The sequence below is a fragment of the Kocuria sp. SL71 genome, from assembly GCF_026672465.1.
GTDB lineage: Bacteria > Actinomycetota > Actinomycetes > Actinomycetales > Micrococcaceae > Kocuria > Kocuria palustris.
Map to the genome: position 1 here is coordinate 1,660,534 of NZ_JAPPRE010000001.1, position 26,326 is coordinate 1,686,859.

Annotated in this window: 20 protein-coding genes; 6 read left to right on the forward strand and 14 right to left on the reverse strand. The window is 71.1% G+C overall.

All coding sequences use genetic code 11. The annotated features are described in order from the left end of the window. Nucleotides 1-17: 17 nt before the first annotated feature. From OVA15_RS07430 to galU, 4 genes are all read right to left on the reverse strand, one after another. Nucleotides 18-1,730, reverse strand: a complete 1,713-nt coding sequence (locus OVA15_RS07430) for a CYTH and CHAD domain-containing protein (protein WP_268144107.1) — start codon at nucleotides 1,728-1,730, stop codon at nucleotides 18-20. A gap of 134 nt (nucleotides 1,731-1,864) precedes the next feature. Continuing rightward, nucleotides 1,865-2,722: a hypothetical protein gene (locus tag OVA15_RS07435; protein ID WP_268144109.1), complete on the reverse strand. Its 858-nt coding sequence runs from the start codon at nucleotides 2,720-2,722 to the stop codon at nucleotides 1,865-1,867. Nucleotides 2,723-2,885: 163 nt separating this feature from the next. After that, complete coding sequence (locus OVA15_RS07440) at nucleotides 2,886-3,521, reverse strand: GNAT family N-acetyltransferase (RefSeq protein WP_024289974.1); 636 nt, start codon at nucleotides 3,519-3,521, stop codon at nucleotides 2,886-2,888. Beyond that, on the reverse strand, nucleotides 3,518-4,447 hold the full coding sequence (galU, locus tag OVA15_RS07445) for a UTP--glucose-1-phosphate uridylyltransferase GalU (RefSeq protein WP_024289973.1): 930 nt from the start codon (nucleotides 4,445-4,447) through the stop codon (nucleotides 3,518-3,520). The genes OVA15_RS07440 and galU overlap by 4 nt, the downstream gene beginning before the upstream one ends. Before the next feature lie 249 nt (nucleotides 4,448-4,696). Here galU and OVA15_RS07450 point away from each other — a divergent pair, with 249 nt between their 5' ends. After that, the gene (locus OVA15_RS07450; RefSeq protein ID WP_158443067.1) at nucleotides 4,697-5,341 is read left to right on the forward strand and encodes a 5-formyltetrahydrofolate cyclo-ligase; all 645 of its coding nucleotides are present in this window, start codon (nucleotides 4,697-4,699) and stop codon (nucleotides 5,339-5,341) included. Between the two features lie 102 nt (nucleotides 5,342-5,443). Continuing rightward, nucleotides 5,444-5,716 (forward strand): FmdB family zinc ribbon protein, encoded by a 273-nt coding sequence (locus OVA15_RS07455; protein ID WP_006213433.1) that lies wholly within the window; start codon nucleotides 5,444-5,446, stop codon nucleotides 5,714-5,716. Between the two features lie 1,145 nt (nucleotides 5,717-6,861). Here the strand turns inward: OVA15_RS07455 and OVA15_RS07460 are convergent. The 10 genes from OVA15_RS07460 to groES form a co-directional block, all read right to left on the reverse strand. Next, nucleotides 6,862-7,083 carry a hypothetical protein gene (locus tag OVA15_RS07460; RefSeq protein ID WP_268144113.1) on the reverse strand — a complete coding sequence of 74 codons (222 nt, stop codon included), beginning with the start codon at nucleotides 7,081-7,083 and terminating at the stop codon, nucleotides 6,862-6,864. Continuing rightward, on the reverse strand, nucleotides 7,080-11,237 hold the full coding sequence (locus OVA15_RS07465; protein WP_268144115.1) for a hypothetical protein: 4,158 nt from the start codon (nucleotides 11,235-11,237) through the stop codon (nucleotides 7,080-7,082). The genes OVA15_RS07460 and OVA15_RS07465 overlap by 4 nt, the downstream gene beginning before the upstream one ends. 115 nt (nucleotides 11,238-11,352) lie before the next feature. Then, on the reverse strand, nucleotides 11,353-13,011 hold the full coding sequence (gene guaA, locus OVA15_RS07470; RefSeq protein WP_006213438.1) for a glutamine-hydrolyzing GMP synthase: 1,659 nt from the start codon (nucleotides 13,009-13,011) through the stop codon (nucleotides 11,353-11,355). Nucleotides 13,012-13,055: 44 nt separating this feature from the next. Further along, the gene (locus tag OVA15_RS07475) at nucleotides 13,056-13,643 is read right to left on the reverse strand and encodes a DUF3817 domain-containing protein (RefSeq protein ID WP_024289968.1); all 588 of its coding nucleotides are present in this window, start codon (nucleotides 13,641-13,643) and stop codon (nucleotides 13,056-13,058) included. Next, entirely contained in the window at nucleotides 13,640-14,662 is a 1,023-nt protein-coding gene (locus OVA15_RS07480; protein ID WP_268144117.1) for an SURF1 family protein, read from the reverse strand. Before OVA15_RS07480 ends, OVA15_RS07475 begins: the two co-directional genes overlap by 4 nt. Nucleotides 14,663-14,766: 104 nt before the next feature. Beyond that, nucleotides 14,767-15,888, reverse strand: coding sequence for a GuaB3 family IMP dehydrogenase-related protein (locus OVA15_RS07485; RefSeq protein ID WP_024289966.1), 1,122 nt, complete (start codon nucleotides 15,886-15,888; stop codon nucleotides 14,767-14,769). 43 nt (nucleotides 15,889-15,931) lie between these two features. Continuing rightward, nucleotides 15,932-17,458, reverse strand: a complete 1,527-nt coding sequence (guaB, locus tag OVA15_RS07490) for an IMP dehydrogenase (RefSeq protein ID WP_024289965.1) — start codon at nucleotides 17,456-17,458, stop codon at nucleotides 15,932-15,934. A 124-nt stretch (nucleotides 17,459-17,582) separates the two neighbouring features. Then, nucleotides 17,583-19,682 carry an acyltransferase family protein gene (locus tag OVA15_RS07495; RefSeq protein WP_053447797.1) on the reverse strand — a complete coding sequence of 700 codons (2,100 nt, stop codon included), beginning with the start codon at nucleotides 19,680-19,682 and terminating at the stop codon, nucleotides 17,583-17,585. Between the two features lie 218 nt (nucleotides 19,683-19,900). Beyond that, on the reverse strand, nucleotides 19,901-21,508 hold the full coding sequence (groL, locus tag OVA15_RS07500) for a chaperonin GroEL (RefSeq protein WP_268144120.1): 1,608 nt from the start codon (nucleotides 21,506-21,508) through the stop codon (nucleotides 19,901-19,903). A gap of 162 nt (nucleotides 21,509-21,670) precedes the next feature. Further along, nucleotides 21,671-21,967 carry a co-chaperone GroES gene (groES, locus tag OVA15_RS07505; protein WP_024289962.1) on the reverse strand — a complete coding sequence of 99 codons (297 nt, stop codon included), beginning with the start codon at nucleotides 21,965-21,967 and terminating at the stop codon, nucleotides 21,671-21,673. Nucleotides 21,968-22,371: 404 nt separating this feature from the next. Here groES and OVA15_RS07510 point away from each other — a divergent pair, with 404 nt between their 5' ends. The 4 genes from OVA15_RS07510 (at nucleotide 22,372) to OVA15_RS07525 (ending at nucleotide 26,308) form a co-directional block, all read left to right on the forward strand. Further along, a complete protein-coding gene (locus OVA15_RS07510) occupies nucleotides 22,372-23,370 on the forward strand; it encodes a siderophore ABC transporter substrate-binding protein (RefSeq protein WP_268144121.1) in 999 nt (332 codons plus the stop codon). 135 nt (nucleotides 23,371-23,505) lie between these two features. After that, nucleotides 23,506-24,504, forward strand: a complete 999-nt coding sequence (locus OVA15_RS07515) for an ABC transporter permease (RefSeq protein ID WP_024289960.1) — start codon at nucleotides 23,506-23,508, stop codon at nucleotides 24,502-24,504. 14 nt (nucleotides 24,505-24,518) lie between these two features. Further along, nucleotides 24,519-25,556, forward strand: a complete 1,038-nt coding sequence (locus OVA15_RS07520; RefSeq protein WP_144421662.1) for an iron chelate uptake ABC transporter family permease subunit — start codon at nucleotides 24,519-24,521, stop codon at nucleotides 25,554-25,556. Next, nucleotides 25,553-26,308: an iron ABC transporter ATP-binding protein gene (locus OVA15_RS07525; RefSeq protein ID WP_259872591.1), complete on the forward strand. Its 756-nt coding sequence runs from the start codon at nucleotides 25,553-25,555 to the stop codon at nucleotides 26,306-26,308. The genes OVA15_RS07520 and OVA15_RS07525 overlap by 4 nt, the downstream gene beginning before the upstream one ends. Nucleotides 26,309-26,326: the final 18 nt, after the last annotated feature.

The window sequence follows — 26,326 nt, forward strand, 5'->3', positions numbered from 1 at the left end:
TCATGGGCTCAGGGGCTTCAGTCCTCGCCCTCGAGCTGGCCGAAGAGGTCCTCCAGGAGGAGCACGCTGTCCTCGGCCGATGCCTCGAGCCGCGCCCGCTCCCGGCCGTGCAGGATGCCCACGCCGTAGCGATCGCCGCCCTTGCGCACGAGCGCGCGAGCGGCGGAGGCGTACCAGAGATCCATCACGCGGCAGTCCATGAGCTCCCCGCAGGTCTCGAGGTAGCCCTCCGCGCTCGGGAGGACCGCGACCTGGGACTTGCGGGCTCGCAGCGCGGTGAGCTCGAAGACCTCGGACCCGAAGCTGAGCAGACGCAGCGCGCGGCGCACGGCATGGACGTGGACCAGCACGTCCTCGAGCTCCACTGTCTCGGCGGGCACGGGCCCCAGCTGCCTGACGTTCTCCAGCCAGCGCTCGGTCATGCGCGAGCCGAGCTTCTTGGGCGTCCGCTCAGCAGCCGACTCGCTGAGCCGCGCCCGATCGAGCATCTCGCCCAGGGCCCGCAGCGACTCCTGGTGCCCGCTGGAGAGCAGGCGCCGGCGCGCAGCCGTGGTCTGCGCCTCGCGGTTCTCCCGGGCCATGGTCACCAGCTGGGCGGCAGCCGATCGGGAGAGAGCCTCCCCCGCGTCCTGGGCACGCAGCGGGAGCAGCTGCTCCACGACCTCGGCATCGCGCAGCGCGGAGAGCTCCTGGCTCATCTCGCGCACGATCCGGCCTGCCTCGGCCGCTTCCTGGGGATTCGCCAGATCCGGGCCGAGCCCGATGAGCAGGGCCTCGCAGGTGCGCGCCGCGCGGCGCAGGCCGTGCACGGCCGGCTCCGCCCCGATCCGCACCAGGAAGTCCATCCACTGGATCTGTCGGACGGCTCCGAGCAGCGCGGTCCGCACGATCTGCTCGGTGCTCGGCTCGGACTCCGGCTCCGGGGCCGCCTCGGCCCGCTTCGCCTTCTTGCCGCCGTCCTTCTTGTCCTTCTTGCCCTTCTTCCCGCCGTCCTTCTTGTCCTTCTTCCCCTTCTTGCCCTTCGAGGAGGCCTTCTCGGCGCGGTCCACGGAGGAATCCTCCGGCTGGGTGCCCGGCAGCTGCTCGCCGTCGGGGCCGATCACCGTGACGGCCTCGGCGTCGTCCTCGGCGCCCAGGGTGCGCGCGATCTTGGCTGCAGAGGCGGACGGACGCAGCCCGGCCGCCAGCAGCACCGTCTCGATCTCGTCGAAGACGGCCTGGGGATCTGCCTGGGTCCCGTTGACCAGCTCGATCTCGTACTCCTGCCACACCCGGGTGATGCCCGTGGCGGATTCCGTGCCGCGGACGTCGTCCAGGCAGATCTCGGCCACGCGGCCGTGCTCCGGGTCGTGCACCTGCAGCACCTGGCGCTCGTTGCGCAGCACGGCCAGAGGCTCGAGGGGCTGATCGTCCAGCAGGCCCGAGATCAGCTGGCGCATCTGCGCCGGCAGCCGGTCGGCGGTGCGCAGCAGCGGCACGTGGACCTCGTGCTTGAGGCCATCGGCGCGGAACTTCAGGTGCCACCCCTCGTCCGGACCGCCGCGACGACGGCGCAGCGCCAGCCCGAAGGCGGCCAGGCTGCCGGTGGCGGTGTCGTAGTAGGTGGCCTCGAGGGAGCGGACATCCTGCTCCGGCTCCACCTTGAGGCGCGGCATGTCATCCCACACCGGCTCGGCCCCTGCGGGCACCTCGTACTTGCGCTCGATCTCGGGCTGGGTGCTGGGGGTCATCGCCGGATCTCCTCTCGGGAGGTCGTGGAGGTGCTGTGGCTTCTGCGGGTGGGAGCGGAATGTCGTCGGCCGCCTCGCCCGATGGCGATGCGGCCGACGATGTTCTCGAAGGGTGTGCGGGCTGGCAGGCCGGCTCAGGCCCGGCGCCGCGACAGGACGTCGTCGAGGTCGATGGAGGCGCCGGGGCGCTCGGTCTGGGGCTGCGGGACCTGAGCGGCCTCGCGCAGCGGGCGTCCGGAGGTCTTGGGCGCGGCCGGGGCCTGCATGGGCTCGACGGCCGCACGGGGCGCCACAGCGACGCGGGCGTAGGTGGGCTTGGGCACCGGGACGGGCTCCCAGGTCTCGCCGCGGCCCTGCGAGGACTGCTCGGCCACCCGACGTGCTGCGGCGCGAAGCTCCTCGTGGGTGGGCACGAGCTGACCGGCAGCCTGGGTGCGCACGCCCGCCGGACGTGCGGCGGAGCGCTGGAGGTCGGCGCGCGGCGGGACGTACGGGGCGGCCGTGGAGGAGCGGACGACGCTGCGGCCGGCGTCCTGCTCCTCGTCCTCGAAGCGCAGGTCGTCCAGGAACTCCTGATCCTCGGGAAGGTCCAGGTCCTGGCGATCCGCCTGCTCGCGGCGCTCGGCCTCCCGGGCGACGTGCTGCTCGTTGTCGAACAGCGCTCGGTCCTGCGCCTCGGCCTGCTCCGGCTGGCCCTCGACGGCAGCCTCAGCACCGATCGCGCTGCGGGCGCTGCGCACGGAGGTGCCGGCGGCCGGCGCAGCGGCGCGCTCCTGATCCGCGACGTACACGAGGGTTGCGATGCTGCCCGTGCCCAGCAGGAGCAGGAAGACCGGCCAGGGCCAGGTCACGGCGGTGAAGGGGGTCAGAAGACCCAGCACGACGGCCAGCGCGAGGCTCCCGGCGCCCAGCAGGAACACGGAGGTGCGATCCCACCTGATCGCCAGGCCGTCGAAGACGCCGGCTGAAGGCTGGGTGTCGCTGCTCGGCATCTTCCGGGCTCCTCGGATTCTCAAGGTCATGAGGCGGTTCGGCTGGTGCCGGATCCGCTGCGGGTCGAAGACAGCGCAGAACGGCGGCACGTTCAGGTGCTGGGCTCCATGATCCCATACTCCCCCGGGAATGCGTCGCAGCGAAGCGCCGCGCGACACACCTTCAGGACTGCACGATCATCGGCCTGCCGGTGCCGGTGAAGCGCTCGACCAGGCCCCCGGCAGCGAGCTCCGGGGCCGTCAGCGCGAAGCTGCGGTGATCGCTCCAGCTCCCCGCGATGTGCAGGTAATCCCGCCGCAGCCCCTCGTCGCGGAAGCCCAGCTTCTCGACGATGCGCAGGGACGCTGCATTCTGCGGGCGGATGTTGATCTCGACCCGGTGGAGGCGGCGATGCTGGAAGCAGTAGTCCACGGCCATCGCGACCGCCATGGGCGCGATCCCGCGTCCGGCGCACGTGGCGTCGACCCAGTAGCCGATCGAGGCGCTGCGCGCGGCTCCGCCGGTGATCGACGAGACGGCGAGCTGGCCGACCATCGGCCAGGAGCCGTCCGGGCGCCGCTCCGCGATGACCCACGGCAGGCTGCGTCCCGCTCTCGCCTCCCGGTCCTGCTCCCGCACGAAGCGCCGGAACGACGGCAGCGTCTCGGAGGGCTCTGGGTTCGTGGCCTCCCACGGGTCCAGCCACTCCCGGTTCTCCCACCGCACCGCATCCCACTCGCCGCGATCGCGCGCGACGAGGGGACGCAGCCGCAGGTCGCCCCAGGACAGCCGCACGGGCCACTGAACCCGCGGGCTCACGCCTGGTCGGCGTCCTTGCCCTCGAGGCCCTTGGCGAACTCGATCAGCCACGCGCGCAGCTCCGGGCCGAGGTCCTCGCGCTCCGAGGCGATGGTGACGTTGGCCTTGAGGTAGGACAGCTTGTCGCCGGTGTCGTAGCGGCGGCCGCGGAAGACCACGCCGTACACGCCGCCGCCCTCGCCCTCCTGGGCGGCCAGCTCGGCCAGGGCGTCGGTCAGCTGGATCTCGTCGCCGCGGCCGGGCTCGGTGTGCTCGAGCACCTCGAAGACGCCCTGGTGCAGGACGTAGCGCCCGATGACCGCGAGGTTCGACGGCGCCTCGGCGGGCTCGGGTTTCTCAACCAGGCCGTTGACGCGGACGTAGTCCTCGCCCTCGACCGCGGAGACGTCGGCGCAGCCGTAGGCGCCGATGCTCTCCTGCGGGACCTCGAGCAGGGCCACGACCGAGCCGCCGGTGCGCTGCTGGACCTCGATCATCTCGGAGAGGAGGTCCTCCTTCTCGTCGATGAGGTCGTCGCCGAGAAGCACCGCGAAGGGCTCGTCGCCCACGTGGGTCTTGGCGCGCAGGACCGCGTGGCCCAGGCCCTTGGGGTCGCCCTGCCGCAGGTAGTGCAGGTCGCCGAGCTCGGAGGCGTGCTCGACGGCCTCGAGCAGCTTGTCCTTGCCGGACTCCTTGAGCTGGGCCTCCAGCGACGGGATGCGGTCGAAATGGTCCTCGAGGGCGCGCTTGGAGCGGCCCGTGATCACGAGCAGATCGGTCAGACCGGCATCGACGGCCTCCTGCACCACGTACTGGATCGCGGGGCGATCCACCACGGGCAGCATCTCCTTGGGAGTGGCCTTCGTGGCGGGCAGGAAGCGGGTGCCCAGCCCGGCGGCGGGCAGGACGGCCTTGCGGACGGTGCGCTTGGGATTCTCAGAGCTCATGGTCGAAGGCTAACGGAACGCCCCCTGTGGGCCCCTTATGGGTCGCATCACCCCGCGAGCCGTGTTCGCGGACCGGCCTCCCGGCTGTGGGCCGTCGCGCTGTGCCCGCCGCTTTCGCAGCCCCGCTGCCAGCGCCGTCTCGTCGCCCCAGGGGGCATCTCAGCGCCCAGCAGCACATCGGATTTCATCGAGGCCGGTGCCACAGTGTGGACAGAGGCGTCAGCTTCATGAACTGCCATGATGGGGCTCATGACCGGCTCCGACGCTCCTCAGACGCCAGTGCCCTCAGTCCGTGAGCGCAAGCGCGCGCTGCGTCGACGTCTGCGCGCGGACCGCGCGGGGACTTCCGTGCAGGAGCGCTCCCGGCAGGTCGTCGGCTTTGCCACCGGGCTCGAGCAGCTGCTCTCCCGGCATCCCGACGGCCCCGTGCTCGCCTTCCTGCCGCTGCCCGAGGAGCCCCCGCTCACGGAGGCGCTGCGGGAGCACATGGCCCATCGGAGCCTGCTGCTGCCTGTGACCCAGCCCGGACGCAGGATGCTGTGGACGCCGTGGCTGGACTCCACGGGCTTCGCCCCGTCCGGGCCCGGGGGCCTGCCCGAGGCGGTCGGGCCCCTCAGCGAGGCTCCGCAGGATCTCGGACTGGTCCTGGTGCCCGCCCTGGCCGTCGACGCCGAGGGCCTGCGCCTGGGCATGGGCGGCGGGTTCTACGACGCCTTCCTGCAGTCGCTCGACCCTGGGACCCCGGCAGCGGCCTGCGTCTTCGCCCGGGAGGTGCTGCCTCCTGGCGCTGTTCCCGGCGAGCTCTGGGACGCCCGGCTTCACCTCGCCCTGACCGAGACGGGGCTGGTCGATCTGCAGGGCTCGGCGGCGAGGGCCGAGAGCACAGGCGCATAGAATCGAGGCCGATCCGAAGCCGCCGTCGTCTCCTCAGCAGAGGCCGCCGCGGCCCCGCCCTCGGCACGCACCGTGCCTCGCCGTCGTCCGGAAGGTCCCTCCATGCCCGTCTACGCCTACAAGTGCAAGAGCTGCGGCCACCAGCTCGAGGTCCGCCAGTCCTTCTCGGACGCCCCGCTGAGCGAGTGCCCGCAGTGCGGCGGCGAGCTGCGCAAGCAGTTCAACTCCGTGGGCGTGGTCTTCAAGGGCTCGGGCTTCTACCGCAACGACTCCCGTGCGAGCAGCTCCTCGTCCTCTGCTTCATCCTCGGAGTCCAGCACCTCTGGCACGAGCTCCTCGAGCTCCGCCTCCTCGAGCTCGAGCTCGTCGGACTGACCCGCTGATCGCGGCTGTGCCTCCGATGTGCGGCTGCTCCGAGGCTCCACAGCCGCGCATCGGACCGCCTTCTCGGGCCGCCGCTCCCCCACCGGCACAGCAGCCGCGCCACGGGACTCGAGGCCCCGCCTAGCGTGCGGGCATGACGATCCGACGGGGCTCGGCCCCCTCCCCCGGCCGCCGTGCACGACTCGGCGGCCGCGGCACAGCGCGGAGGAGACCCCGCTCCGCTCCACGACGACCGCGCTATCCGCTGGGGATCACGCTGCGCACGGCCCTGTCCCGACGCCGACGCCTGATCGCCGCTGTGCTCCTGAGCATCGCCGCAGCCATCGCGGTGCTGCAGATCAGCCCGGCCTCCCAGCGCACTGTGCCCACGGTGGTGGCGACCCGCTCCCTGGGCGCCGGCACGGTCCTGTCCGCCGATGACCTCCGGGTGGCCGACTACCCGGTCGATCTGGTGCCCGGCGAGTCCGCAGCAGGCGCCGAGGACACCGCAGCCGCCCCGGCCCCCGACGACCAGGGCAGCTCCGTCGGGACACGGCAGCCAAGCACGGATCCCCTCAGCACCCCGAGCGAGGGATTGGCCGCAGATGCGGCCGGGGACTCCCCGGGAGCGGGTCAGCAGATCGAGACATGGGTGGGGCGCACCCTGGCCAGCGCGGTCCTCGAGGGACAGCCGCTGACCGGCCCGTCGGTGCTCGGACCGGATCTGCTCTCGGGGCAGCCGCCCGGCACCACGGCCGTCACGCTGCGCGTGGCTGATTCCGCCACACTGACCCACGTGCGGCCCGGTCAGCACGTGGACCTCATCCGCTCCGATGCCGATCTCCCGGCTCCTTCGCCGAGCGCCGCAGCCGATGACCGGACCGACGGTGATGCCGCCGACGCGTCCGAGGGCGGGGCCGAGGGCTCCGAGGAGACCGGTGCCTCCGAGACCTCGGCGCGAGTGGCGGCGCAGCTGCCGGTGCTCTGGGTGGCCGATCCGGCTGAGCCTGCCGACGGCCTGCTGGCCTCCACGCCGGAGAGCCAGGACGACCTTCTGGTCGTGGGCGCAGATGCCGCCACGGCCGAGCGCCTGGCGGCTGCCCCGGAGGGCGAGCTCGTGCCGGTGCTCGTGGCCGCGCCCGCGGATGCTGAGGCGCTCAGCCCCAGTGCGGAGGCCGCTGGGCGCTGGGCCAGTCGTCGCGCTGGGCGTCGTCCGGGACCTCGTCCAGGGTCTCGGGGGTCGGCTCGTGCGCTCGATCCGAGGCTGCAGGGCGCTGCTCAGCGCCGCCGGACCCGGCATCCGGCCCGGGCGCCGGGCTGCCGCCGACCGCTCGGCGCGTGCCGCGCGGCGGGCGCCGCCGAGGCTCCTGCGGGCTCACGATCGGCCCGTCGTCCCGGCCCCGTCCACGCCGGTGGTGCCGGTATCAGCCGGCAGCCCCAGGTAGCGGCAGATCAGGCCGGCCACGGCGTCGGGCTGGGTGAAGACCTCGATGGTCCACAGCGTGAGGTGGTTCCAGCCGCTGCGCTCGAGCTGCTGCGGGCGCAGCCGCGAGCGCTCGCGCACCGACATGCGGGCCACCTGCTCGGTGCCGTCGGAGACCACGGCCACCGGGATGCGCACCGGGTCGCCGCTGGAGCGCTGACCCACCACGGCTCCGGCCGACAGCGACTCGGCGGTCTCGGACCAGGCGATCAGGTCGATCGCGTCCTCGTGGTGATGGCGCACCGCCGCGCCGCGCTGCACCAGACGGCGCGAGAGGTCCTGCACCAGGGCGTCCTCGTGGACGGCGGCGTCGGCCAGCTCCATGGGATCGTGCACCAGGATCGGCTGCGTGGCCGGCTCGGCCGCGGGCTCGTCGTCCTGCTCGGCCCGGGCGGGCTCCACAGCCCCCACCAGCGAGAGGTGCGGGCGCTTGGGACGGTCCTGCGCCTCGGGCCGCTCAGCGGCCTCGACGGGCTCCGGCGACTCGTGGGCGGCCTCGGCCTCAGGGGCCTCGGCCCCGGCATCCCCTGCCTCCGAAGTCCCGGCGGCGTCCTGGAGAACTTCCTGCCGCTCGTCCTTCTGGGCCAGCAGCGGCTCATCGGCGGCGCCGATGCGGACGTGCCCGGCCTCCTCGATGCGCAGCAGCAGGCGATGCAGATCGCGAGCGCCGTTGTGCAGAGAGCTGGGCTCCAGCTCCTCGGGACGGATGGACGAGACCACGATCGTGTTCAGCCGCGAGCGCGTCATCCCCAGGACGAAGCCCCGGCGGCCGTCGCGGTCCGAGAGCTGCCCCAGGTAGGGCAGCACGCGATCGTGATCGGTGCGCCCGAAGCCCACGCTGAAGATCACGGTGTCGCGCTGCAGCCCCACGGCCCGATGCAGATCCACCACGCGGAAGGACTCGGGCCCGGGCCGGAAGAACTCCGCGAGCTCGGGGCGCTGCCCCAGCACGGCGCTCACGCCCTGGGCGACGCGTGCGGCATGGCGGGCGCTCGGGGTCACGACGGCCAGCGAGCGCTCCGGGTGCAGGCGCGCGTGGCGGATCACGAGCTGGACCACGCGGCGCACCTCGGCGTTCGGGGACTGCACGCCCTCGTGCCCGGCGGCCAGCTCGCCGTAGCCGTCGGCGACGTACTCGACCTCCAGGCGGGAATCGCCCTCGGTGAGCGCGGTGCCGGAGGGCAGGCGAGTGAGCTGCCCCCCGTAGAAGTCCGCGTTGAGCTGATCGAACAGGTGAGCGTCCATGTCCCGGTACAGCACGCGCAGCTGACGGCGATCGACGACTCGCGAGAGCGCGTCGAACGCGGAGTCCACCTCGGTCACCGGCCCGGAGGACTCCCCTGTCATGGGCGCCACGGTGAAGGGCTGCGGGCGGCCCAGGGCGGGATCGCCGAAGACGACGACCTGGCGAGCACGGGTCACGGCGGGCAGCACGGCCGCCAGCGGCGTCGACTCCCCGTCCAGGACCACGACGGCGTCGATCTCGAGGTCATCGGGAAGCGCAGCCGAGAGCACGAGCGGGCTCGCGGTCCACACGGGGGCCAGCGCACGGGTGAGGTCGCCGCAGGCCTTGAGCAGCTGCGGCAGCGGGGCGCTGCCCTGGCGCAGCATGTCGCGCAGCTCCCCTGCGGCCTCCGGCTGCTCCCGCAGCAGACGGCGCCAGCGCTGGGCCTGGGCCCAGATCAGGCGCTGCGGACCGGAGGAGATGTGCGCGGAGTCGGCGCGGCGGAAGTCCTGCTCGGCGCGGCGCAGGCTCGAGCCGTCCGTCATGGGCAGCAGGCCGTCATCGGCGGCCATGGCCTCCAGCGAGGACTGCCACCAGGCCAGATCGAACTCCTCGGCCACCCGGTGCCCGGGCACGCGCCGAGAGGTCAGGTCCTCGACGAACTCGCCGAGGCCGCGATCGCGCAGGCCCTCGAGCAGCAGCGTCCGCTCGGGGATGGTCTCCAGATTGGCCTCATCGTCGATCAGCTGGGTGAGCACCTCGCGCAGCTCGGCGACGTCGAGCTCCATCAGGCCCCCGCCCGTGCGGGAGCCCTCCAGGGCGATCATCAGGCCCTCGAGGTCCTCGATGAAGCGCTGCTGGATCTCGGCGACGTCGTCGACCGCGTCCGAGATCTCGGGCTTCTCGATCGTGGTGGACCAGGAGCGCCAGCGGTCGCGCTCCGACTGGACCTTGACCAGGGAGGCGTGCAGGTCCGAGAGGTGGACGCCCGGTCGGATGTACTCCTTGGCCGCCTTGCGCAGCCGCGAGCGCTGCAGCCCGGACATCTCGATCGCGTGATCACGCCGCCAGGACGAGGCCGCCGTGGCCGCGATCAGATCCGTCACCGGACGGTCGAAGATGTCCGGGGTGAAGGAGCGCAGGGAAGACTCGACCTCCTGCAGCAGGCGCAGCTGCTGGCCCCATTCGGGGATCGTGGCCCCGGCGCGCATCCCCGAGACCGACATCACCGTGCGCATCCCGGTCTCCAGGGTGGTCAGCTCGAGCAGCAACGACTGGGCCAGGTGACGGGCCTGCCGGGTCTCCTCGTCATTGACCAGGCGCGCGCCCTCCCACGGCCCGTCGAGGGTCGCGGCGTCGAAGGCTCCGAGCTCCGCGGCCCTCTCGAGCTGGCGGGTGATCTCGGCGCGGTGGGCGGCGGCGTCGAGCACCCCGCGCGAGAACCGGACCCGGGTGGTGGGCCCGTCCGGGCGGGAGGTGAGCTCGGCCAGGGCCTGCATGGCCTGATACGCGGAGGCCTCCACGCGCGGGCGCTGGCGGTGCAGGGCCTCCATGTGCCCGGCCAGCAGGTCGCGCACGGAGCGCAGCCGGTTGTGCAGGGCGCGCAGGTCCGGCTCCTGGGCGCGCTCGGCGCGCGTGATCGACTCGACGAGCTGGCCGGCGACGTCCTCGCCCGTCAGGTGCGAGCCCAGCTGCAGCACCGACGACGACAGCCCGAGCATCTCGAAGCCTCGGTGGAAATCGGCCAGGGCGGCCCGGCGCTCCCCCAGCACGAGCACGGAGCGGCCCTGGGCCACGAGCGCGCCGACGGTGTTCACGGCGGTCGCGATCTGCCCGGTGCCGGGGGCTGCGGTGACCACGAAGGAGTCGCCCTGCGTGGCGAGGTCCACGACCTCCTGCTGGGAGCTGTCGGCGTCGAGCAGCAGCAGCTCGGAGTCCGGATCGCGCTGATCCAGCGGCGCGGAGCGGTTCTGCAGCGGCTGCGGCTGCGGGATCTTGCCGACGGCCGTGGACTTCAGGCGGGCCAGGTCGCGGATCACGTCGGTGCGCGCGGGCACGTGCTCATCGGCGGGACGGTCGTGCAGGTCCGCGAAGGTGGAGACCAGGAGGCGGTGCTCCACGTGCATGCCCGGGATCTCGGAGGCGACCATGCGCAGGGACTCGAGCACCGGTGCCGGATCCAGTCGGCGCGTGCCGTAGGCCAGGCGGGAGATCTCGCCGGTGGTCAGGTCCACCCCGTGATCGGCCAGCAGGCGCCGGACCATGGCCGGGTTGAGCTGAGCGGGGCCCACGATCTGCAGATCGAAGTCATCGCCGTCCGAGCGCGGGCGGATGGTCACGGGGGCGAGCAGGACCGGGGCGATGAACCGCCGCTGCGTCGAGTGCCGGTCGCCGTGGCCGCGCTCCCCCGCCTCGTGCGGGCCCTGGGAGTCCTCCGCACGGGGACGCGGCTCCGCCTGCAGCCAGGAGGCGGTGCCGGCCGCCAGGTAGGCGGCATCGAGCCCGTGCTGGGCGGAGAGCTCGTGGATCTTGGTGCGCAGGATCCGCGCCGCGCGCGACGCCCGCTGCAGCCCCGCCTGCTCGCGCATGATCGTGGACAAGCGGGTGGGGCGGCCCATCATCAGCTGCGCCTGCCCGGAGGAGTTGGCCTCCGTCAGGTCGATGCAGACGTTGTCGACCTGGTTGAAGTCCAGCAGCGTGTCCGGGCCGGTGTAGGCGTCCATCTGCCGCGTCCAGGCCTGCAGCGAGACGGTCTCCTGGCCGCTGCGGTGGGAGGACGCGGAGCCGTGCGGAACGGGGGCTCCGGACTCGGACGAGGGGGACATGCTTCTCCTAATGGGTGAGCGCCGCGGCCTGGGCGGGCCGCGGCGTCGGGGACTGCTCAGTCGGCGCGCAAGACGCCGCCTGCGGGAGGCGGCAGGGCCGTTGCGGCCCCGCCGCTCACTCCCACTCGATGGTTCCCGGCGGCTTGGACGTCACGTCCAGGACCACGCGGTTGATCTCCTGGACCTCGTTCGTGATCCGGTTGGAGATCCGCGCCAGCAGGTCCTCCGGGAGGCGGGACCAGTCGGCGGTCATGGCATCCTCGCTGGACACGGGGCGCAGCACGATCGGGTGGCCGTAGGTGCGGCCATCGCCCTGCACGCCCACCGAGCGGACGTCTGCCAGCAGGACGACCGGCATCTGCCAGACCTCCTGATCCAGCCCGGATTCGGTGAGCTCCTCGCGGGCGATCGCATCCGCGCGGCGCAGGATCTCCAGGCGCTCGCTGGTCACCTCGCCGATGATGCGGATGCCCAGCCCCGGACCGGGGAACGGCTGCCGTCCCACGATCGACTCGGGCAGGCCCAGCTGGCGGCCGACCTCGCGGACCTCGTCCTTGAACAGCTCGCGCAGAGGCTCCACGAGCTCGAACTCGAGGTCCTCGGGCAGCCCGCCGACGTTGTGGTGGGACTTGATCGTGGCCGCGCCCTCGCCGCCGCCGGATTCGACGACGTCCGGGTAGAGGGTCCCCTGGACCAGGTGGGTGACCTTGGCGCCCTCATCCGCAGCGGCCACGAGCACCGCCTCCTCGGCGGCCTCGAATGCGCGGATGAACTCGCGGCCGATGATCTTGCGCTTGGTCTCGGGGTCGCTGACTCCCGCCAGGGCATCGAGGAAGCGCTCGGACTCCCGCGCCACGTGCAGGTTGACGCCGGTCGAGGCCACGTACTCCGTCTCGACCTGCTCGACCTCGTCCTGGCGCATGAGCCCGTGGTCCACGAGCACGCAGGTCAGGCGGTCCCCGATCGCGCGCTGGACGAGCGCTGCGGCCACCGCCGAGTCCACGCCGCCGGAGAGCCCGCAGATCGCGCGGCCGTCGCCGACCTGCTCGCGGATGCGCTCGACCTGGGCGTCGATGATGTTCTCGGTGGACCACGTGGGCTTCAGCCCGGCGATCCCGAAGAGGAAGTGCTCGATCGTGGCCTGGCCGTGCTCGGTGTGGCGGACCTCCGGATGCCATTGCACACCGGCCAGGCGCCGCTGCTCGTCCACGAACGCGGCGACGGGGGCGCCGCCGGACGACGCCAGCACGCGGAAGCCCTGGGGGGCCTCGGTCACGGAGTCCCCGTGGCTCATCCAGACCTTCTGCAGGCGCGGGGAGCCGGTGAGGATCGAATCCGGTCCCGGCACGTCCTGGCCCTCGGGCGCGGTGTCCGCGACGCCCAGCGATGCGTCGACGATCGTGGCGCCGTACTCGCGCGCGCCCGTCTTGGCCACCGTCCCGCCCAGGGCGTTGGCCATCACCTGGAAGCCGTAGCAGATGCCGAAGATCGGGATCCCGGCCTCGAAGAGCTCGGCATCGCGCACCGGGGCGCCCTCGGCCCACACCGACGACGGCCCGCCGGAGAGGATCAGCGCAGACGGCTTGCGCTGCAGGATCTCCTGCGTGGACAGCGTGTGCGGGATGATCTCCGAGTAGACGTCCGCCTCGCGGACGCGGCGGGCGATGAGCTGGGCGTACTGGGCTCCGTAGTCGACGACCAGGACCGGGCCCTGGGACCCGTGGGCTGCATCGGCGGTCTCGGATGCGGACGTGGTGCTGGGCTGAGATGTCACGGCCGACAGTCTAGGTCACCGCAGGGCTGCGGCCGGTCGGCGCCTCAGTACCGCTTGGCCGCCTTGGGGAACGAGGCCAGCTCCTGGGCGGTCGAGCGGTGGATCTTGCGCTCGACGATGAAGGACAGGAACGGCACCACGCCGCCCAGGGCCATGACGATGAACTGCGGGAACGGCCATCGCATGAGCATCCACAGGCGGAAGCACGAGAACAGGTAGACCACGTAGAACCAGCCGTGCACGATCAGCACCCAGGTGGAGATGTTGACGCCGCCCTCGATGTCCATCAGCTCGTTGTCGCGCAGGCCCAGGGCCACGGACTCCCCCGTGCCCGCCATGGTGCCCCCGGCAATGACGTCGAAGCCCATGGCGTAGCGCAGGATCATCTCGGCCACGAGCAGCAGCAGGAACGTGCCGGAGATCCAGGCCCAGACCATGTAGAAGTTCAGCCACCACCTGATCTGGGACTCGGTCCCGCCGAAGCGCCGGCGCGTGCGCAGCGCCGAGTACTGCGGCAGCTGGCCCGGCTCGCGGGCCTTCGACGGATCCGCCCCCTCCGGCGCCGTGACGCGCACGCCGTCGGTGCGCTGCTTGGGCCGGGGCGTTCCCTCCTGCGGGGCTCCCTGGGTCATCGCTGCTCTCCGCTCTGCGGGTCGATTCGCCCGCGGTCCTCCGGTTGGTCATCTGCACCGGCCGGGACGCTCTGGTCCGCGGCGGGCTGGTCGTCGAAGTAGAAGTACTCCCCGGCGACGGGATCGTAGTAGTAGAAGCGCTGAGCCTCCTGATCCCAGGCGTAGGCCAGGGACTCGCCGTCGAGCTCGAACCAGGCCGCAGGGTCCTGTCTGCGCCGGTGCTCGTCGCGCACGGAGGAGAACCAGATCCACATCGCGAAGCCCGCGAAGACCACCCACTCGACCGCGTAGAAGATGTTCAGCGGATCCAGCGAGGTGTCCGTGGGCTGCTGATCGACCGAGACGGCCTCCAGCTGCGGCGACATCAGGCCGCCCTGCTCCGGCAGGGTGCCGTCGTCCTCCGCCAGGCCGGTCGATCCGTCCTGGGGCGCGGGCTGCGCGGCAGGGGCCTCGGCCATGGCGGTGACGAATCCGGAGTAGATCGGCACGTCCCACACGTTGGACAGCTGGGCCGGCGACAGGCTGGCGTAGCGCTGCGGCTCCTGGTCCTGGGTGGAGACCGGGGCCTCCTGCGGCAGCAGCCGCCCGGCCACGGAGACCTCCCCCTCGGGAAGCTGCGGGATGTGCTCGGGGTCATCCGTCCAGCCGCGCACGACGGGCAGCACCAGGTCTGCATCGGCACCCGACCAGTCGTCCTGCGTTCCCGGGATCTGCAGGCCGGCCACAACCCACCAGCCGGAGCGCCCGTCCTGCAGGCGGTCCTCGATCAGCACGGTCGAATCCGGCACATAGGTCCCGGTGGCCTCCACGGCGGTGTCGACCTGCTCAAGGGTCGAGGCGGCGCCGGGGTCCAGGGTCTCCTCCAGCGGGCGGACGATCTCCTTGCCCGGGTCGTAGACGGTCTGCGCGTCCCGGCTGGATTCGAGCTGCCAGCGGCTCAGCAGGACGAAGACGAGGGCGACGCCCAGGCAGACCGCCAGCACGAGCAGGGATCTGGGTCTGAGGGCGGTCCGAAACACCGCCTCAGTCTAATGACGCCCTCGGACGCCGCCGAATCGCTCCCGGGACGCGCGAAGGGGCGCGCACCGCAGCGGTGCGCGCCCCTTTCCGCGCTCCCGACGGCTCAGCCGTGGACGACGACCTCGGTGCGCTGGAAGGACTTCAGGTCCAGGTAGCCGGTGGTCGACATGGCCCGGCGCAGCGCGCCGACCAGGTTGGAGCTGCCGTCGACCTGGCTCGAGGGCCCGTGCAGAACCTCCTGCAGCGGCCCCGCGGTGCCCACGCGCGTGCGCACGCCGCGCGGGACCTCGCCGTGATGGGCCTCAGCACCCCAGTGCCAGCCGCGCCCGGGAGCCTCCTCGGCCCGAGCCAGGGCGGTGCCCAGCATCACGGCGTCGGCGCCCATGGCCAGGGCCTTGACGATGGTCCCTGACGTGCCCACGCCGCCGTCGGCGATCACGTGGACGTAGCGCCCGCCGGACTCGTCCAGGTAGTCCCGGCGAGCTGCCGCCACGTCCGAGATGGCCGAGGCGCCGGCTGCGTGGATGCCCAGCACCTGCTCGGTGCGCATGGAGGCCCCGCCGCCGAAGCCCACGAGCACGCCGGCGGCGCCGGTGCGCATCAGGTGCAGGGCCGGGGTGTAGCCGGCCGCTCCGCCGACGATCACGGGGACGTCGAGGTCATAGATGAAGCGCTTGAGGTCCAGCGGCTCCTCCGCCTGGGACACGTGCTCCGCCGAGACGGTGGTCCCGCGGATCACGAACAGGTCCACGCCCGCCTCGAGCACGGTGCGGTAGTGCTCCTGCGTGCGCTGCGGGGTTAGGGCGCCGGCCACGATGACGCCGGCCTCCCTGATCTCCCCCAGCCGCTGGGTGATCAGCTCGGGGCGGATCGGCGCGCGGTAGATCTCCTGCATGCGGCGCGTGGCGGCCGGGAGGTCCTCGCCCGACAGGGACGCGATCTCCTCGAGCAGCGGCTCGGGATCGTCGTAGCGGGTCCACAGCCCCTCGAGGTCCAGGACGCCCAGGGCGCCCATGCGCCCCAGCGCGATCGCGGTGGCCGGGGAGGTCACCGAGTCCATGGGCGCGCCCAGGAAGGGGGTCTCGAACGTGTAGGCGTCGATCCGCCAGTCCGTCGAGACCTCGCGGGGGTCGCGCGTGCGCCGCGAGGGCACCAGGGCGACCTCGTCCAAGGAGTAGGTCCGACGGGCCCGCTTGCTGCGGCCGATCTCGATGTCGTAGTTCAGGTTCACGTCAGCGTCCTTGTCTCCAGCGCCGGATCGGGTCCGATCAGCGCTTGTAGTTGGGGGCCTCGACGGTCATCGAGATGTCGTGCGGGTGCGACTCCTTGAGCCCGGCGGAGGTGATCCGCACGAAGCGGCCCTTGTGCTTGATCTCCTCGATCGAGCGGGCGCCGGTGTAGAACATGGTCTGGCGCAGACCGCCCTCGAGCTGGTGGATCACCGAGGACAGCGGGCCGCGGTAGGGCACCTGGCCCTCGATGCCCTCCGGGATCAGCTTCTCGTTCGAGCCCACGTCCGCCTGGAAGTAGCGGTCCTTGGAGAACGACGTGTTCCCGGCCCGGGTCTGCATGGCCCCCAGCGAGCCCATGCCGCGATAGGCCTTGAACTGCTTGCCATTGATGAAGATCAGATCGCCCGGGGACTCATCGGTGCCGGCCAGCAGCGAGCCGACCATGACCGAGTCCGCCCCGGCCACGAGCGCCTTGCCGATCTCGCCGGAGTGCTGGAGGCCGCCGTCGGCGATCAGCGGCACGCCGGCCGGGATCGCGGCCTTGGCGGATTCGTTGATCGCGGTGATCTGCGGGACGCCCACGCCGGCAATGACGCGCGTGGTGCAGATCGAGCCCGGCCCCACGCCGACCTTGATGCCGTCGGCCCCGGCGTCGATCAGCGACTGGGCGCCCTGCCGGGTGGCGGCCTGGCCGCCGATCACGTCCACGTGGGCGGCCGACGGCTCGGCCTTGAGCCGGGCGATCATGTCCAGCACGCCCTGGGAGTGCCCGTTGGCGGTGTCGATGAACAGGGCGTCCACGCCGGCCTCGACGAGCGTCATGGCCCGCTCCCACCCGTCGCCGAAGAAGCCGACGGCCGCACCGACCCGCAGGCGGCCCTCGTCGTCCTTGGTGGCGCGCGGGTACTGCTCCGCCTTGGTGAAGTCCTTGATGGTGATCAGCCCGCTCAGCGCACCCTGATCGTCCACGAGGGGCAGCTTCTCGAGCTTGTTGGAGGCCAGCAGCTTGAAGGCCTCCTCCTTGGGCATGCCCACGCGCCCGGTGACCAGAGGCATGGGGGTCATGACCTCTCGCACGGTGCGGGTGTCGAAGTCCGACTCCGGCAGGTAGCGGGTATCGCGGTTGGTGATGATGCCGACCAGGCGGGTGCCGTCCTCGACCACGGGCAGGCCCGAGACCTTGTAGTAGCCGCAGAGGCGGTCGAGCTCGCGCAGGGTGGCCTCCGGGCTGACCGTCACGGGATCGGTGATCATCCCGGACTCGCTGCGCTTGACCAGGTCCACGTTCTCGGCCTGATCCGCGATCGACAGGTTGCGGTGCATGACGCCCATGCCGCCCAGGCGGGCCATCTGGATCGCCATCTTGGCGGTGGTCACCGTGTCCATGGCGGCCGAGATGATGGGCGTCTCGAGCTCGATGCGCCGCGACAGGCGCGTGCGCGTGGAGGCCTCCGACGGGATGACATCCGTGCTGCCCGGCAGCAGGAGGACGTCGTCGTAGGTGAGTCCGACGAAGCCGAACGGATCCTCGGACAGGGCGGTCGGGACGGGGGCTTCTGACACGGGGAGGACCTTTCCATCGACGGCACGGCCGACGCCCCGGCGGCTCCCGGGCGCGGTGCGGTTTCGAGAGGACAGTCTAGGACCCTTCACGGGCCCTCGGCCCCTCCGCCTGCCGAGGCGGCCCTCACTGCAGCTGCGGCAGAGCAGGCTGGTGCTCCACGACCACGCCGTCCCCGGCCAAGGCTGCGGCCAGGCGGTCGCCGAAGGTCCAGGCCAGCGAGCGCGAGTAGGGAATGGACAGGTGCCCGCTGTCCCACTGCACGTACATGTTCCCGATGACGGGCGGGCAGGTCCCCTCCGGGCAGATCTGATCGGTCATGTCCATCTCGGCGTACAGCGGCAGCTCCTCGGCCAGCGGCTGCATGGGATCGGGCTGTCCGAGCATGGGATGGGTCTTCTGGCACTGCGGAGCCTGCGCGGACCCCTCCTCCATGACGCATTCCGGCGGAGCCTGATCGAACCGCGGGATGTCGCGCACTCCCAGGACGCGGTAGCCCTCGCCCGTGACCTCGCGCACGCGCTGGTCGTAGTCCGGCTTGTAGTACTCGCCCTCGGCGTTGGTGAAGGTCGACTGGGTGATGATCAGATCCGGGTCGATCTGATGCACCAGGGGCATGGAGCCGTCGAGCCAGGGGCCGCACTCGTCATCGAGCTGGTCCTCGTGGCTCGTCCAATAGCAGCCGGGCCTGATGTAGCTGACCACCCGCCAGCCGTTCGCCTCGGCCACCGGCCGCAGGGCGTCCAGCCAGTGCTCGGAGTGCGAGTTGCCGATCAGCAGCACGGTCTGCGACGGGTCCTCCGCGGGCACCGATTCGCGGCACCACTGCTGCGATCCGACGGGGATGTCCCATTCGCTCGGGCATGCCGCGCCCCGGTCCGGCGCCTGGTCGTCGAGCTGGGCGGCCAGCGGAATCGTCGGGGCGTCGGGATCCGGCGCGGTCTGCACGTCGTCTCGCAGCACGAGCGCACCCGGGTTCGAGGCCGTGGGGCCGTCCGGGGCCTCGGCGACGTCCGCGCGCAGACTCTGCTGCCAGGCAAGGACCGGCCCCAGACCGACCGCCAGACACACGACGACCGCTCCGGCCAGGCGCAGCTTGGTGGCCTCGGGCCACTTCCAGCTCTTCAGCGGCGTCTCGATGAGCTTGGTCGCCAGGATTGCCAGAGCGAGCGAGAGCACGATCAGCACCACCCCGGAGCGCGGCCCCGCCTCCGGGCGGTCGCGGATGACCAGGTAGGTGATCAGCAGCGGCCAGTGCACGAGGTAGAGCGCGTAGGAGGAGTCCCCCAGGCGCACCAGCGGCTTGGCGGCGAAGATCCGGTCCAGGCCGAAGCGCGAGTCCGTCTGCCCGGCGACCATGATGGCGGCCGCCGAGAGCAGGGGCCACAGGGCGATCCAGCCGGGGAAGGCCCCCTGCACATCGACCAGCAGGCCCACCAGCACCATCGAGACGAACCCCACCCACCCCAGCACCACGCGCAGCCACCGCGGGAGTCGGATGAAGGGCAGCGCCAAGGCCAGCAGCGAGCCCAGGGCGAACTCCCACAGCCGGGTTCGGGTGTCGAAGTAGGCGAACTCCTGCTGGGTGGCGGTCGTGACGATCGAGAACACGAGCGAGGCGGCGAAGATGGCGCTGAACAGCACCGCGAGCACAGGCACGGGCCGCAGGCGGGACCGGCCGCGGGTCAGCAGCCAGGTCAGTCCGAACAGCAGCGGCCACAGCAGGAAGACCTGGCCCTGGACGGACAGGGACCAGAAGTGCTGGAACGGGCTGGCCGTGGAGCGGTCGGCGGCGTAGTAGTCCACCGAGGTGAGAGCCAGGACCCAGTTCTCGGTGTAGGTCAGGGCCGCCGCTGCCTGACGCAGGGCCTCCTCGACACGGTAGGCCGGGAAGAACAGAGCGACCAGCACCAGGGTGCCCAGCACCGTGAGCACCGCCAGCGGCAGCAGCCGCTTGAAGGTGTGCAGCCAGTAGCGTCCGATCCGCAGCGGGCGCCCGCCCTCGAGCTTGCGCACGAACGACAGCGTCATGAAGAACGCCGAGATCAGCAGGAAGATGTCCACGCCGCCCGAGACCCGCCCGAGGAAGACGTGGTAGAGCACGACCATGATCACGGCGACGGCGCGCAGCCCCTGGATCTCCGGGCGGAAGCCGGAGTACCTGGCCACGGATTCCCGGCGGCGGGCGTCGTCCGCGGTGCCGCCTGTCTCCTGCTGCTCGGACATGCCTCTCCTCCGTGCTGCGGCCACGGCAGCGGGTCATGCGGAAGCCTGCATGCCTGCGCAGCCTCCGGGGGAAGTACGGGCGTTAACCTACCAGCGCAGGCTGCCCGCCCGCGGCATCGTCCGAGGTGCGCAGAAGGCCCGGCTCCCGCCGCGAGTGCGACGGGAGCCGGGCCTGTCCTCGGCCTGCTGCGGCCGCTGTCAGCGCCGCAGCTTCCGGATCAGTGCTGGTGGCCGTGGCCGTCCTGATCGTCCTCCGCGGGCTTGTCGGTGACCAAGGTCTCGGTGGTCAGCACCAGGGCCGCGATCGAGGCCGCGTTCTGCAGCGCAGAGCGGGTCACCTTGACGGGATCGATGATGCCCGCCGCCAGCAGATCGGTGTACTGATCGGCCTTGGCGTCGTAGCCGTGCCCGAGCTCCATCTGCTCTACGCGCGAGACCACGACCCAGCCGTCCTGGCCGGCGTTCTGCGCGATCCAGCGCAGCGGCTGGCGCAGGGCGCGGCGCACGATGTCCGCGGCCACGGCAGCGTCGCCGTCGAGCTGGGCCTTGACGTCGTCGATCGCCGCGGAGGCGTGGACCAGCGCCGAGCCGCCGCCGCCCACGATGCCCTGCTCGAGGGCCGCGCGGGTCGAGGAGACGGCGTCCTCGATGCGGTGCTTGCGCTCCTTGGCCTCGACCTCGGTGGCCGCGCCGACCTTGATGACGGACACGCCGCCGGCCAGGCGCGCCAGGCGCTCCTGCAGCTTCTCGCGGTCCCACTCGGAATCGGTGCGCTCGACCTGGCCGCGGATGTAGTCCACGCGCTCGGAGATCGCCTCGGCGGTGCCGCCGCCGTCGATGATCGTGGTCTCGTTCTTGGTCACGGTGACCGTGCGGGCGGAGCCCAGCTGCTCCAGGGAGACCTGGTCCAGGGCGATGCCCAGCTCGGAGGTCACCACGGTGCCGCCGGTGAGAACCGCCAGATCCTCCATGATCGCCTTGCGGCGGTCGCCGAAGCCCGGGGCCTTCAGGGCCACGACGTCCAGGGTGCCGCGCAGCTTGTTGACGACCAGCGTGGACAGGGCTTCGCCCTCGACGTCCTCGGCGATGATCGTCAGCGGCTTCTTGGTCTGCACGACCTTCTCGAGCACCGGCATGAGCTCCTGCGCCGAGGAAATCTTGCCCTGGTAGAGCAGGATCAGGCCGTCGGACATGACGGCCTCCTGGCGCTCGGCGTCCTTGACGAACGACGGCGACAGGTATCCCTTGTCGAACTGCATGCCCTCGGTGACCTCGAGCTCGATCTCCGTGGAGGAGCCGTCCTCGATGGTGATCACGCCGTCCTTGCCCACGACCTCGAAGGCCCGGGAGATCAGCTCGCCGATCTCCTCGGACTGCGAGGAGATCGCAGCGACCTTGGCGACCTCGTCGCCGGAGACCTCGCGGGCGTCCTCGAGCAGGCGATCGGCGACCGCCTGGACGGCGACCTCGATGCCCTTCTTGATCTGGCCCGGGGCGGCGCCGGCGGCCACGTTGCGCAGGCCCTCCTCCACGAGCGCCTGCGCCAGGACGGTGGCGGTCGTGGTGCCGTCGCCGGCGACGTCGTTGGTCTTGGTCGCGACCTCCTTAGCGAGCTGGGCGCCCAGGTTCTGGTAGGGGTCGTCCAGCTCGACCTCTCGGGCGATCGTCACGCCGTCATTGGTGATGACGGGGGCGCCCCACTTCTTGTCCAGGACCACGTTGCGGCCGCGCGGGCCGAGGGTGACCTTGACGGTGTCGGCCAGGCGGTCGACACCCTCCTTCAACTGATTGCGTGCGTCCTCGCGGAAGAGCAGCTGCTTGGCCATGGGCCGGATTCTCCTTCGGGATCGACGGGCGCGGGCCCGTCGGGATGACTGGGGTCTTGATCGACGAGAGAGGGCGCCGGCCATGCGGACCCGCGCAACCGCGGGGCACGCGGCGGGCGCCCTCTGCTCGGACCGCCTGAGGTGATCAGGGGGTCGTCAGGCTCACTTCTCGACGACGGCCAGCACGTCGCGCGCCGGCAGGACGAGGAACTCCTCGCCGTTGTACTTGACCTCGGTGCCGCCGTACTTGGAGAAGATCACGAGATCGCCCTCCTTGACGTCGACCGGGATGCGGTTGCCGGAGTCGTCGACGCGGCCCGGGCCCACGGCCATGACCTTGCCCTCCTGGGGCTTCTCCTTGGCGGTGTCCGGGATGACCAGGCCGGAGGCGGTGGTCTGCTCGGCCTCGACGACCTGGACGACGATGCGGTCTTCAAGCGGCTTGATGGAGATCGACACGATGTCTCCTTCTCTCATGGATTCGAAGTGTTGCTGAAGCTGTCACGGCGCCCCGCCGAGGTGCTGCTCCCCGCTGCTGCGAGGACCCCGGTGCTGGTGCGCCAGAGGATCTGCCAACCGTCGTCGCGGTGCCGATCGGCCCGAATCCCTTAGCACCCCCCGAGGGCGAGTGCTAAAGCCACCTTAGAGACGGCGCTGGCAGTCGGTCAAGGCGAGTGCCAGCTGCGCACCGCGGGGGAACGAATGCCCCGGAACGACTCCCGGCCGGCCCGCGGACTCCGAGGAAAGCCCTGGCAACAGCTGGGAGAATCCTTTAAGGTCACCAGTAAGGTAACCCTGACCTAGTCAAGGTGAGGCTCACCTTGCCCGGCCACCACGTCGTCGACAGACAAGAGGATGCTCCCATGCCTGCACCCAGCCACCGCTCCGGCGCCGCACTGGCCGCCCTGCCCCTGGCCCTGGCCCTCGGACTCACCGCCTGCGGCGGCTCCGGCGACTCGGACAGCCAGAGCAGCTCCGGGGAGACCGACAGCATCGAGGTCGAGGACAACTTCGGCACCGAGACCGTCGCGCTGCCGCCGCAGAACGTGGTCGCCACCGACAACCGCACGTTCGAGACCCTGTGCGAGTGGGACGTCGAGCTGGCCGCGGCGCCCAAGCCCCTGCTGCCGGAGACGGTCGAGTGCTGGCAGGGCGATGACGTCGTCGACATCGGCAATCACCGCGAGCCGGACCTCGAGGCCATCGCCGGCGTGGAGCCCAGCCTGGTGGTCAACGGCCAGCGCTTCGGCGACTACCACGATCAGATCGCCGAGCTCGTCCCGGATGCCGCGATCGTGGAGTTCGAGCCCCGCGAGGGCGAGGACTTCTTCGAGGAGCTCAAGCGCCAGACCTCGGCCATCGGCGAGATCTTCGACAAGACCTCGGAGGCCGACTCGCTCAACGGCGGCCTGGACGATGCCGCCCAGCGCGTGTCCGACTCCTATCAGGAGGGCGACACCGTCATGGCCGTCAACGTCTCCGGCGGCGAGATCGGCTATATCGCCCCGGGCGTGGGACGCACCTTCGGGCCGCTGTTCGACGAGTTCGGCTTCACCCCGGCCCTCGAGGTCGAAGGCGCCTCGGACGACCACCAGGGCGACGACATCTCCGTCGAGGCCATCGCCGACTCCGACCCGGACTGGATCGTGGTCCTGGACCGCGACGCCGGCGTGAGCTCGGAGGAGGGCGCCACCCCCGCCGCCGAGGTCATCGAGCGGTCCGAGGCGCTGCAGGACGTGACCGCCGTGAAGGAGGGAAACATCTACTACGCTCCGGCGGACACCTACACCAACGAGGGCATCCAGACCTACACCGAGATCTTCAACGGCCTGGCCGACGCCTTCGAGTCCACGAGCAGCTGACCTGCTGATCTGTCAGCGGCGGCACCGGCGTCGAGGCCCGATGCAGGTGCCGCCGCTGAGGCATGCGCCTCGTGCCCGGCCTCCCGGGACGAGGCGCATGCCTCCGCACCGCCCGACCATGCTGAGGGGACCCCGATGACCGAAGCCCGCACCGGCGCCGAGGCGAGCACCCGACGATCCGGGCTCGCCGCAGCCCTGCTCGACTGGAAGCTGTGGCTGGCGACCGCAGCGGTCGCAGGGCTGCTGGTCCTGTCCCTGTTCACGGGGGTCTACGACCTCGGCTCGGAGGGCGGCGCTGAGATGCTCGGCATCACCCGCCTTCCCCGCACGATCGCCCTCGTGCTGGCCGGGGCGGCCATGTCCATGTCCGGGCTGGTCATGCAGCTGCTGACGCAGAACCGCTTCGTGGAGCCCACGACCACCGGCACGACCGAATGGGCGGGGCTGGGCCTGCTCACCGCCATGATCGTCTTCCCGTCTGCCACGCTCATGACGCGCATGGGAACCGCCATCCTCTTCGCCTTCATCGGCACGATGGTCTTCTTCCTCTTCCTGCGCCGGGTGTCCCTGCGCTCGTCGCTGATCGTGCCCATCGTCGGCATCATGCTCGGCGCCGTGGTCGGCTCCGTCTCGACCTTCCTGGCGCTGCAGACCGACATGCTGCAGAACCTCGGCGTGTGGTTCGCCGGCAGCTTCACCTCGGTGCTGCGCGGGCAGTACGAGGTCCTGTGGATCGTGGCGGCCGTCGTGGTCGTGGTGTTCATCGTGGCCGACAGGCTCACGGCCGCCGGGCTGGGCGAGGACATCGCCACGAGCATCGGGCTGAACTACAGCCGGATCATCCTCTTCGGCACGATCCTGATCGCGATCGCCACCGGGGTGGTGACCGTCGTGGTCGGCAATCTGCCGTTCCTGGGGCTGATCGTGCCCAACATCGTCTCGATGATCCGCGGCGACGACCTGCGCTCCAACCTTCCCTGGGTCTGCCTGCTGGGCATCGCGATCGTCACCGTGTGCGATCTGCTGGGGCGCACGCTGATCGCCCCGTTCGAGATCCCCGTCTCCGTGATCCTCGGCATCGTCGGAGCCGTCGTGTTCGTCGCCCTGCTGCTGCGCCAGCGCCGCAGCGCCTGATGGAGGACCCCCGGATGACAGTCGCCAGACCCACGACCGCCAAGGCCCAGCGCTCGAGCGCCGGGGCCTTCGCGACCCCCGCCGCCCGCCGGCGCTACGTCATCGTGGTCGTGGTGCTGCTCGCGCTGTCCGTGCTCTTCGCCGGCGGTCTGCTGGCCTGGGACAACCCGCTGCCGTTCGGCACGCCGGGGTTCTGGCGCATCGCCGAGCTGCGGCTGACCAATGTGATCGTGATGGGCGTGGTGGCGTTCTGCCAGGCCATGGCCACCGTGAGCTTCCAGACCGCCACCAACAACAGGATCATCACTCCGTCGATCATGGGCTTCGAGTCCCTGTACGTGGCGATCCAGACGGGCGTGGTCTACTTCGCCGGAGCCGCCAGTCTGGTGGCCTTCAGCGGCATGACCCAGTTCGTGGTCCAGGTGAGCCTGATGGTCCTGCTGGCCACCGCCCTGTACACCTGGCTGCTCGCCGGACGCCGGGGCAGCATGCACGTCATGCTGCTGGTCGGCATCATCATCGGCGGCGGCCTGGGCTCGGTGTCGACCTTCATGCAGCGTCTGCTGACCCCCAGCGAGTTCGACGTCCTCAACGCCCGGCTCTTCGGCTCCGTGTCCAACGCGGATGCGAGCCTCCTGCCGATCGCGATCCCCCTGTGCCTGGCCGCGGGGCTGGCGCTGTGGCTGTCGGCCCGGCGGCTGAACGTCGTGGCCATGGGCGCCGACGTCGCGAACAACCTGGGGCTGAACCACCGCTGGGAGACCATCCGGATCCTGTTCCTGATCTCGATCCTCATGGCCGTCTCCACCGCCCTGGTGGGCCCGCTGACCTTCCTGGGCTTCCTGGTGGCCACGCTGGCCTACCAGTTCGCCGACACCTACGACCACCGACGGATCTTCCCGGTCGCCATGCTCATCGGCTTCGTGGTGCTCTCCGGGGCCTACTTCCTGATGCACCACGTCTTCTACGCCCAGGGCGTCGTGGGGATCATCATCGAGCTCGTGGGCGGCTCCGTCTTCCTGTACGTCATCCTGCGAAAGGGACGCCTGTGATCACCCTGAACACTGTCCGCAAGCACTACACCGACGAGGTCCGCATCGGCCCGGTCGACCTCGAGATCCCCACCGGCGGCATGACCGCGCTGGTGGGGCCCAACGGCGCCGGCAAGTCGACGCTGCTGACCATGATCGGACGCCTGCTGTCCCTCGACGAGGGGGTCATCAGGGTGGCGGAGATGGACGTCGCCAGGACGAAGTCCAAGGACCTGGCCAAGATCCTGTCGATCCTGCGGCAGGAGAACCACTACGTCACCCGCCTGACGGTGCGCCAGCTCGTGGGCTTCGGGCGCTTCCCCTACTCCGGGGGACGGCTGAACGTGGAGGACGAGCGGATCATCTCGAAGTACCTGGACTTCCTGCACCTCACCGAGCTGCAGAACCGGTACCTGGACGAGCTCTCGGGCGGCCAGCGCCAGCGCGCCTACGTGGCCATGGTCCTGGCCCAGGAGACGGATCACGTGCTGCTGGACGAGCCGCTGAACAACCTCGATATGAAGCACTCGGTGCAGATGATGCAGTTCCTGCGCTCCGCCTGCCGTGAGCTCGGCCGAACGATCATCATCGTGCTGCACGACATCAACTTCGCCGGGCACTACGCCGATCACATCTGTGCGGTGAAGGACGGGCAGATCGCACGCTTCGGCACGCCGCAGGAGATCCTGACGGACGAGGTGCTCACCGAGGTCTTCGACACCCCCATCACCGTGATCGATGGCCCCAACGGCCGGCTCGCCTCCTGCTACTGATCCTCGCGTCGCCGCGCA

Bases quoted from the DNA above. Each gene is read 5' to 3' on its own strand.
- OVA15_RS07455 (WP_006213433.1), top strand. From the start codon at position 5,444: ATGCCCGTCTACGCCTACAAGTGCAAGAGCTGCGGCCACCAGCTCGAG.
- OVA15_RS07520 (WP_144421662.1), top strand. From the start codon at position 24,519: ATGACAGTCGCCAGACCCACGACCGCCAAGGCCCAGCGCTCGAGCGCC.
- galU (WP_024289973.1), bottom strand. From the start codon at position 4,447: ATGAGCTCTGAGAATCCCAAGCGCACCGTCCGCAAGGCCGTCCTGCCC.
- OVA15_RS07430 (WP_268144107.1), bottom strand. From the start codon at position 1,730: ATGACCCCCAGCACCCAGCCCGAGATCGAGCGCAAGTACGAGGTGCCC.
- OVA15_RS07435 (WP_268144109.1), bottom strand. From the start codon at position 2,722: ATGCCGAGCAGCGACACCCAGCCTTCAGCCGGCGTCTTCGACGGCCTG.
- OVA15_RS07515 (WP_024289960.1), top strand. From the start codon at position 23,506: ATGACCGAAGCCCGCACCGGCGCCGAGGCGAGCACCCGACGATCCGGG.
- OVA15_RS07465 (WP_268144115.1), bottom strand. From the start codon at position 11,237: ATGTCCCCCTCGTCCGAGTCCGGAGCCCCCGTTCCGCACGGCTCCGCG.
- OVA15_RS07495 (WP_053447797.1), bottom strand. From the start codon at position 19,682: ATGTCCGAGCAGCAGGAGACAGGCGGCACCGCGGACGACGCCCGCCGC.
- OVA15_RS07510 (WP_268144121.1), top strand. From the start codon at position 22,372: ATGCCTGCACCCAGCCACCGCTCCGGCGCCGCACTGGCCGCCCTGCCC.
- OVA15_RS07475 (WP_024289968.1), bottom strand. From the start codon at position 13,643: ATGACCCAGGGAGCCCCGCAGGAGGGAACGCCCCGGCCCAAGCAGCGC.
- OVA15_RS07450 (WP_158443067.1), top strand. From the start codon at position 4,697: ATGACCGGCTCCGACGCTCCTCAGACGCCAGTGCCCTCAGTCCGTGAG.
- groL (WP_268144120.1), bottom strand. From the start codon at position 21,508: ATGGCCAAGCAGCTGCTCTTCCGCGAGGACGCACGCAATCAGTTGAAG.